The 6,904-nt window shown below is 69.3% G+C and carries 6 protein-coding genes and 1 pseudogene; 5 read left to right on the plus strand and 2 right to left on the minus strand.

Going from position 1 to position 6,904, the window contains the following annotated elements; all coding sequences use genetic code 11:
• Positions 1-490: pseudogene (locus AC1DOC_RS12890) on the plus strand (ParB/RepB/Spo0J family partition protein); the annotation flags it as partial.
• Between the two features lie 196 nt (positions 491-686).
• On the opposite strand, the gene AC1DOC_RS12895 reads toward AC1DOC_RS12890, so the two are convergent.
• Positions 687-1,019 carry a hypothetical protein gene (locus tag AC1DOC_RS12895; RefSeq protein ID WP_038107640.1) on the minus strand — a complete coding sequence of 111 codons (333 nt, stop codon included), beginning with the start codon at positions 1,017-1,019 and terminating at the stop codon, positions 687-689.
• 406 nt (positions 1,020-1,425) lie between these two features.
• Between AC1DOC_RS12895 and AC1DOC_RS12900 the strand changes: the two genes are divergently transcribed.
• From AC1DOC_RS12900 to AC1DOC_RS12915, 4 genes are all read left to right on the plus strand, one after another.
• Positions 1,426-1,692, plus strand: coding sequence for a hypothetical protein (locus tag AC1DOC_RS12900; protein ID WP_018905734.1), 267 nt, complete (start codon positions 1,426-1,428; stop codon positions 1,690-1,692).
• Positions 1,689-3,581 (plus strand): phage integrase family protein, encoded by a 1,893-nt coding sequence (locus AC1DOC_RS12905; RefSeq protein ID WP_412512325.1) that lies wholly within the window; start codon positions 1,689-1,691, stop codon positions 3,579-3,581. The genes AC1DOC_RS12900 and AC1DOC_RS12905 overlap by 4 nt, the downstream gene beginning before the upstream one ends.
• 108 nt (positions 3,582-3,689) lie before the next feature.
• On the plus strand, positions 3,690-4,577 hold the full coding sequence (locus AC1DOC_RS12910) for an amidohydrolase family protein (protein WP_478080138.1): 888 nt from the start codon (positions 3,690-3,692) through the stop codon (positions 4,575-4,577).
• Positions 4,578-4,627: 50 nt separating this feature from the next.
• Positions 4,628-5,563 carry a LysR substrate-binding domain-containing protein gene (locus tag AC1DOC_RS12915; RefSeq protein ID WP_436302171.1) on the plus strand — a complete coding sequence of 312 codons (936 nt, stop codon included), beginning with the start codon at positions 4,628-4,630 and terminating at the stop codon, positions 5,561-5,563.
• Here AC1DOC_RS12915 and AC1DOC_RS12920 read toward each other — a convergent pair.
• Positions 5,532-6,518 (minus strand): Bug family tripartite tricarboxylate transporter substrate binding protein, encoded by a 987-nt coding sequence (locus tag AC1DOC_RS12920; protein ID WP_436302222.1) that lies wholly within the window; start codon positions 6,516-6,518, stop codon positions 5,532-5,534. The two genes, AC1DOC_RS12915 and AC1DOC_RS12920, sit on opposite strands and share 32 nt — an antisense overlap.
• Between the last annotated feature and the right edge of the window lie 386 nt (positions 6,519-6,904).

Genomic DNA, 6,904 nt, shown 5'->3' on the forward strand with positions numbered 1-6,904 from the left:
GTCCAACTACGAACAGGGGCTGATGTACCAGCGCGCGCTCGAAGAGCAGCTGTTCCCGACGCAGCGCCAACTGGCCGAAGCGCTCGGCGTGAGCCATACCTGGGTGCGCAAGGCGCTCATGGTGGCGCAGTTGCCGACGGCCGTGGTGGAGTGCTTCCGCAGCCCGCTCGAAATCAGCTTCCGCCATRCCGAGCAGATCAATGCCGCCATGGAAAAGGACCGCCGCGGCGTGCTCAAGCGCGTGGAAAGGCTGCGGGGCCACAGCCTTGCGCCGGCCATGGTCGTCGCCCGGCTGCTCGACGCCAAGCCCGGTTTCGAACGCTCGGAAAAGCTCGACATCCTGTCCGCGGGGCAGAAGATCGGCACGCTGGTGCGCGCCAAGAGCGGGGAGATCACGATCACGATCGTGCCGGACGCAGCCACCGAGGCCAGCCAGGACGCGCTCGAGGCCGGCATCGCCGAGGCCTTGCGCAAGGCCCGCACGCTGTAGATTCGCCTGCCGGGGGGAGGGCGGCAGGGCCAATGTGAGAACCGTTGGGATTTGCTTGCGCCGCTCTTCCCAGGCATTTGGCAGGCGCAGCGGCACCCGGGCCGGCGTCCTGGCGCCGCCCGGGGGGCAGGGCAGGGAATCAAAAAAAACGGCCCGGCCCGCCTCGTGGGATCCGGGCTGGCCAGGTCTTGCGCGCCTAGGGCCGAACCACAATGGCCGGCGGCTGGATCACGATCGCAGGGGGCTGCACGACCACGCCCGGCGGCGGGCCTGCATAGACCGGCGCTTCGTACGCGGGGGCGCGCGAGGCGTGGTTCTTGCACTTGCGCTTTTCCTTGTATTCGCCGTTCTTCTCCCACTTGCGCTCGACCTTGCACCGGCCGTCCCAGAACGCTTCCTTGTACTCGCGGCCGCCGTGCCGTCTTTTGCCGTGACCGCTCTCGTCCTTGTACGGGTCCGCGGCGGCGGGTGCCATGGCACCGGTGGCAAGCAAGGCGACCAGGGCCAGGGGGCGCAGAAGGGGATTCATGAAAGACCTCGAATGTGATTTGTTCCCATGGCCGCGCATCGTACTAGAGGCAACGCGGCCAGTGCCTCCATGGGTCGACGGGACAAGCCATGGGTCCTGCGGGACAGGGGGGCTTGGAGGGGCGGGTTTTCGAAGACCAGCGGCTGTTGCAGGGTTCCCACGGGTTCCTGTGGCGCTCGGCAGACGCCGAGCAACCCGGATAAAATCCAATCAAATCAACAACTTAGACGAAGGTGCTCGTGAATATGCTTGGTTGCAACACAAAATGTGTATTGATGATTACTTCAGTTATCATCAAGTAATTCATGACAACGACCACCGCACCCCACGGCACGCAGGCCTTCGCCAGCACCCTGTTCGATCCCGCCCTACCGGCGAGATGGACCGCCGCATGAGTGCGACAGACATGCCTGCCGTTCCCACACCCTCCCAACTGTCCCACATCGATGACGACGAGCTCGCGCGCCTGGCGTCGACCTGGCGGGCCCTTGCGGGCCGCGGCGACCGCGAGGCCTTCGGCATCGCGCATGCGCTCGAGGTCGAGCAGCGCCGGCGCACGCGGGTGAGCCAGCTGCAGCAGCTGCCGGAGGATCCCGGGCCGGCGCCGCGCCCGTGGTGGAAGTTCTGGCAGTCGACGACGGCCGGCGAGCGGAACCCGACATCGGCCTCATGAAGGCCCTGATTCCGCGCAAGCTGCACCGCGGACATTTCGCGTTCATGCGGGCGCTGGCCCAGGGGCTCGACGAACGGGCCAGCTGGGACCGCTACCTGCGGCTCGAAGGCGAACACACCGACCTGCGGACCGTGCGCCGCACCATCGCCTGGATCCGCGACGAATTCGCGGCGGCCGCGCGGCGCGAGCACAAGCCAGGCACCGCCCGGCTGATCCTGCTCGACGCCGACCGCTTTTCCGCGGCGCCGGCGCTCCCGAGCCTGGCCGAGTTCGCCGTGGCGAACGGCCTGGAGGATTTCTCCGAGTCCGAACAGGTCGAGGCCTACGAGGCCGCCTACCCGGCCGCGGGCAAGGCAGGGCAGGGCGCCCGGCCCTCGCGGCGGGCGCGCGTGGTCGAGCGCCAGCTCGAAGCGCTGCGCTGGCTCGAGAACCTGGTCGCCCAGGACCCGCGGCCACTGGACAGCGTGTCGGCATGGCTCAATCCCTCGGTGGCAAGCCGCCTGGAACGCGCCGGCCTGCGCACGCTCCATGCGCTGGTCGAGCACATCAACGGCATCGGCTCGCGCTGGTGGGTGCATGTGCCGGGCGTGGGCGAACTCAAGGCGGCGCGCATCCTCGACTGGCTGCGCGCCAACGAACAGGTGCTGGGGCTGCGCATCGGCGCCCACGCGATGACGCCCCGGGCGCAGCTCGGCCCGCTGGCGCTGGCCGCGGTGGTGCCGGGCGGCACCGCGCTCGTGCCTTATGAAAAGTTCGTGCTCCCCGCCGAGCTCGACGGCAGCGCAGGCAGCAACCGCGCGCCGCGCGGGCAGTGCCTGCTGATGGCCACCAACGACCACGAGGCCGTGGGCGCCTGGCTCAGCGCCAAGCGCGCGGGCGACGCCACCATCGACCTGTCGGCCACCCAGCGCGCCTACCGCAAGGAGGCCGAGCGCCTGCTGCTCTGGGCCGTGCTCGAGCGCGGGAAGGCGCTGTCGTCGCTCACCGTCGAGGATGCGATCGAATACCGCGACTTCCTGCTCGATCCGCCCGCCCACTGGTGCGGCGCGCGCCATCACCAGCGCTGGTCGCCGCTGTGGCGGCCGATGGAAGGGCCGCTCGCGCCCTCGGCGCTGCGCCAGGCCATCGCGATCCTGCGCAGCCTGCATGCTTTCCTGGTGAACCAGAACTATCTGGTGGGCAACCCCTTTGCCACGCTGGCGCCGCCCGCGAGCCTGCAGCAGCCGCTGGACTCCAGCCGCGCGCTGAGCTTCGCGCAGTGGGACCATGTCGACGCGCTGCTCCAGGCGCATGCCGACACCGAAGCCAGGCGCCGGCTGCGGCGTGGCATGCGCTGGCTCTATGCGACCGGCCTGCGGCTGGCCGAGATCACCAGCGCCAAGTGCGAGGACCTCGAACAGATCGAATGCCGCACGGCCGATGGCGCGCCGGCCACCGGCTGGCAGCTGGTGGTGGCCGGCAAGGGCGGGCGCTGCCGCCGGGTGCCGGTGCCGCCGGCGCTGGTGGCCGAGCTGGAAGACGAACTCGCCCGCCACGGCTTCGAGCGGCAGGTCGGTGCCGTGAGCAACCGCGGCATCCATGTGCTGGCGCGCTTCGATGCCGAACTGCGCCGTCCGGCCGCCTGGTCGGCCTCGGGCCTGTACCAGGCGATCAAGGCCTTTGTCGCCCAGGCCGCCGCCAGCCTGCGCGGCACCGAGGCGCAGCAGCTCAAAAAAGCGAGCACTCACTGGCTGCGACACTCGCATGGATCCCACGCGCTGCGCGGCAGGGAAGGGCAGGTGCCGGTGCCGATCCAGGTCGTGCAGAACAACCTCGGACACGCCTCGGTGGGGACCACGGCCATGTACCTGGCCACCGCGCAGCTGCAGAGCCATACCGAAATGCGCTAGCTGCTAGCGCGCCTGGGCACTCGCTCGCGGGGCGCAATCTGCGCAAGATGCGAGCCATGCAAACACCGGTTCCCTGCCTTTCGCTCGCTGCCGCCACGGAGGCGCGCCATGCCCGCTAGCACCATGGACAAGGACTGGCTGCGCTTTCACCCGAACCCGTCGAAGCCGCGCTTCACGCCGCCGCCGGGCGCGGTGGACGCGCACTGCCACGTCTTCGGCCCCGCGGCCGTGTTTCCCTATGCGCCCGAGCGCAAGTACACGCCCTGCGACGCATCGAAGGATCAGCTCTTCGCCTTGCGCGACCTGCTGGGCTTCGAGCGCAACGTGATCGTGCAGGCCACCTGCCACGGCAGCGACAACCGCGCGCTGCTCGATGCCATCGCACACTCGAACGGGCGCGCGCGCGGCGTGGCCTCGGTCGCGCCGGACGTGAGCGATGCCGAACTGCACCGGCTGCACGAGGCCGGCATCCGCGGCGTGCGCTTCAACTTCCTCAGGCGCCTCGCGGACTTCACGCCGCGCGAGGTGCTGATGGACATCGCCAAGCGCATCGCGCCGCTCGGCTGGCACGTGGTCGTGTACTTCGAGGCGCAGGACTTGCCCGAGCTCTGGGATTTCTTCACCCGCCTRCCAACGACCGTGGTGGCCGATCACATGGGCCGGCCCGACGTGAGCCAGCCGGTCGACGGGCCGCAGTTCGAGCGCTTCGTGCGGCTGATGCGCGAGCATCCGAACGTGTGGTCGAAGGTGAGCTGCCCCGAGCGCCTGTCGGTTTCCGGACCGCCCGCCTACGATGACGTCGTGCCGTTCGCGCGGCGCCTGGTCGAGACCTTCCCGGACCGTGTGCTGTGGGGCACCGACTGGCCGCATCCCAACCTCAAGACGCACATGCCCGACGACGGCACGCTGGTCGACATGATTCCGCGCATCGCGCGCACCGCGCAGCTGCAGCGGCAACTGCTCGTGGACAACCCGATGCGGCTCTACTGGGCCTGAGAGGCGGCAAGCGCTTGCTTCGCGTGAGCGGACCCCTAGACTCCAGCTTCATGGACCTCAAGCAGCTGGAGTACTTCGTTCGCGTGGCCGAGCTGGGGAGCTTCACGCGCGCATCGATCGTGATCGACGTGGCGCAGCCCGCGCTCAGCCGGCAGGTGCGCCAGCTCGAAGTGGAGCTGCGGCAGAACCTGCTGACGCGCAACGGCCGCGGCGTCACGCTCACCGATGCGGGCACGCTGCTGCTGGCGCACGCCAGGGGCATCCTGCACCAGATCGAGCGCGCCAAGGAAGACCTCGGCCGCATGCGCGGCGCGCTGGCCGGCCGGGTCACGGTGGGCCTGCCGCCGAGCATCGCCAAGCGCATCGCCGTGCCGCTGACCCGTGCCTTTCGCCAGCAGCTGCCCGATGCGCGCCTTGCCATCACCGAAGCGCTGTCGAGCGCCCTGCAGGAATCGGTGACCGCGGGCCGCATCGACCTGGCGCTGCTCTACAACCCCGCGCCCTCGGCCGACATCGACAGCGTGGTCATCCTCGAAGAAGACCTGTACCTGGTCGGACCGGCCACGCAGCCCGGCGGGGAGATCGCGCTGCGCGAGGTGGCCTCGCAGCCGCTCGTGATTCCGACCCAGCCCAATTCCATCCGCATGCTGGTCGAGGCGGAAATGGCCAACATCGGATGCCGTCCGGCCATCGCGATGGAGATCGACGGCGTGGCCGCCATTCTCGACCTGGTCATCGATGGCGTGGGCTCCGCGGTGCTGTCCGCGAACGCAGTGCTCACCGCGCCTCGGCCGGAGGCTTTCGGCACTCGGCGGATCGTGGATCCACCGCTGCGCAGCCGGCTGGCGCTGGCCGTCAGTTCGCAGCGACCGGCCACGCTGACCCAGCAGGCCGTTCTGAAGCTGGTGCGCGAGGTGGTGGATCAGACGATGAACGCTTCGCCGGCACCGGCGCTCACTGCTTCGGAATGCCGGCCAGGCGGATGACTTCCGACCAGCGCTGAATCTCGTCCTTCAGGAGGTCCGCCTGCTGCTGCGGCGTGCCGCCCTGCGCCTCGACGCCAAGCTGGCGCAGCCGTTCCTTGACTTCCGGCGTGGCCAGCGCCGCATTGGCTTCCTTGCTGAGCCTCGCGATGACCGCGGGCGGCGTCTTCGCGGGCACGGCAAGCGCGTTCCATGACGAGACCTTGAAACCGGGCGCGCCGCTCTCCGCGACCGTCGGCGTGTCGGGCAGCGCGAACGAGCGCTTCGCGCCCATGACCGCGAGGGCGCGCAGCGACTTGCCGCTGATCTGCCCGAGGATCGGCGCGAGGATCTCGACGCCGGCGTCGACCTGCCCGCCGCGCAGCGCCGTGATCAGCGCGGGCGAGCCGTTGAACGGAATCACCTGCGCGTCGATGCCGGTGCTGCGCTTGAAGAGCTCGGCCGCCAGATGCTGCGTGCTGCCCACGTTGATGGTGCCGATGTTGACGGTGCCGGGATGCGCCTTCGCATATGCCAGCAGCTCCTGCATCGTCCTGAACCGGGCGTCGGCGGCCGTCACCACGGCCATGTCGAAATAGCCGAGCGTCGACACCGGCGCGAAATCGCGGACCGTGTCAAAAGGCAGCCGCTTGAACAGCCCCGCGCTCACGGCATTGCCGTTGGACATCAGCAGCATGGTGAGCCCGTCCGGCGCCGCCTTGGCCACCGCGTCGGAAGCGACCACGCCGCCGGCGCCCGGCTTGTTGTCCACGACGATGCTCTGGCCCATGGCCTCCGACATCTTCTGCGCGACGGTGCGCGCCGTGAGATCGGCCACGCCGCCGGGGCCGAAGGGCACGACCAGGCGAATGGGCTTGGTCGACGACGGTGGCTGTTGCTGCTGCTGCGCGTTCGCGCCTGCACAGAGCATCGAGAGTGCGGTCAGCGCGAGCGCCGAACGCCGGGTGCGAGTGCGCATATCCATTCCTTTGTCTCCGTCTTCTCTTTTGAAGCGCCGGCGGTGCGTGGGGCCTTGTGCCGGCGTGATGGACTATCGCCATTCCGGCAGCGGCCCGCTATCCGGCCCGGCCACTTTGAGATATGTCGCGGCGGCATATCCGGCGCGCGCGCCTTCCTCGCTAAGATGCGCGCGGAACCGCGTCGCCACTGCCACCGAGGACATTTCTTTGACCATCAACCTGCAAACGCTCAAGTGCGGTGAATGCGGCAGCGGCATGCTCCAGCGCTCGGGGCTCAACCAGTACGCCTGCGCGCACTGCGGCTCGGTGTCGATCGTCGAGGACAACGTCTCCGACCGGCTGGAGCGCGTGCTCGAGCAGGTCAAGGACGAGGCCGGACGAAGGC

This window comes from Variovorax sp. 01T439_2 (genome assembly GCF_056398445.1).

What these genes read in the sequence shown, in the direction of transcription:
- AC1DOC_RS12895 (WP_038107640.1), bottom strand. Translation starts at nt 1,019, where the DNA reads ATGAATCCCCTTCTGCGCCCCCTGGCCCTGGTCGCCTTGCTTGCCACC.
- AC1DOC_RS12900 (WP_018905734.1), top strand. Translation starts at nt 1,426, where the DNA reads ATGCCTGCCGTTCCCACACCCTCCCAACTGTCCCACATCGATGACGAC.
- AC1DOC_RS12905 (WP_412512325.1), top strand. Translation starts at nt 1,689, where the DNA reads ATGAAGGCCCTGATTCCGCGCAAGCTGCACCGCGGACATTTCGCGTTC.
- AC1DOC_RS12915 (WP_436302171.1), top strand. Translation starts at nt 4,628, where the DNA reads ATGGACCTCAAGCAGCTGGAGTACTTCGTTCGCGTGGCCGAGCTGGGG.
- AC1DOC_RS12920 (WP_436302222.1), bottom strand. Translation starts at nt 6,518, where the DNA reads ATGCGCACTCGCACCCGGCGTTCGGCGCTCGCGCTGACCGCACTCTCG.